General features: G+C 55.0%; 1 rRNA gene. It reads left to right on the top strand.

The features are described from left to right. Positions 1 to 11: 11 nt before the first annotated feature. A 16S ribosomal RNA gene (locus I6E49_RS14210) occupies positions 12 to 1,261 on the top strand; the annotation flags it as partial.

Raw genomic sequence — 1,261 nt, 5'->3', positions numbered from 1 at the left:
AAAGATATTTTACAATGTAGAGTTTGATCCTGGCTCAGGATGAACGCTAGCTACAGGCTTAACACATGCAAGTCGAGGGGCAGCATGACGGAAGCTTGCTTCCGTTGATGGCGACCGGCGCACGGGTGAGTAACGCGTATCCAACCTGCCCTTGTCCATCGGATAACCCGTCGAAAGGCGGACTAACACGATATGCAGTCCACAGCAGGCATCTAACGTGGACGAAATGTGAAGGAGAAGGATGGGGATGCGTCTGATTAGCTTGTTGGCGGGGTAACGGCCCACCAAGGCGACGATCAGTAGGGGTTCTGAGAGGAAGGTCCCCCACATTGGAACTGAGACACGGTCCAAACTCCTACGGGAGGCAGCAGTGAGGAATATTGGTCAATGGGCGAGAGCCTGAACCAGCCAAGTAGCGTGCAGGAAGACGGCCCTATGGGTTGTAAACTGCTTTTATACGGGGATAAAGTGGGCCACGTGTGGCTTATTGCAGGTACCGTATGAATAAGGACCGGCTAATTCCGTGCCAGCAGCCGCGGTAATACGGAAGGTCCGGGCGTTATCCGGATTTATTGGGTTTAAAGGGAGCGTAGGCCGTCTGTTAAGCGTGTTGTGAAATGTCGGGGCTCAACCTGGGCATTGCAGCGCGAACTGGCAGACTTGAGTGCGCAGGAAGTAGGCGGAATTCGTCGTGTAGCGGTGAAATGCTTAGATATGACGAAGAACTCCGATTGCGAAGGCAGCCTGCTGTAGCGTAACTGACGCTGAAGCTCGAAAGCGTGGGTATCGAACAGGATTAGATACCCTGGTAGTCCACGCGGTAAACGATGGATGCTCGCTGTTTGCGTCTGACGTAAGCGGCCAAGCGAAAGCGTTAAGCATCCCACCTGGGGAGTACGCCGGCAACGGTGAAACTCAAAGGAATTGACGGGGGCCCGCACAAGCGGAGGAACATGTGGTTTAATTCGATGATACGCGAGGAACCTTACCCGGGCTTGAACTGCAGGCGGACGATTCAGAGATGATGAGGCCCTTCGGGGCGCCTGTGGAGGTGCTGCATGGTTGTCGTCAGCTCGTGCCGTGAGGTGTCGGCTTAAGTGCCATAACGAGCGCAACCCCTGTTCTCAGTTGCCATCGGGTGATGCCGGGCACTCTGTGAAGACTGCCTCCGCAAGGAGTGAGGAAGGTGGGGATGACGTCAAATCAGCACGGCCCTTACGTCCGGGGCTACACACGTGTTACAATGGCATGTACAGAAAGC

The sequence above is a fragment of the Leyella stercorea genome (assembly GCF_021531655.1).
Note: the sequence above shows the minus strand (reverse complement) of the source record. Positions and strands in the feature narration are given on the sequence as shown.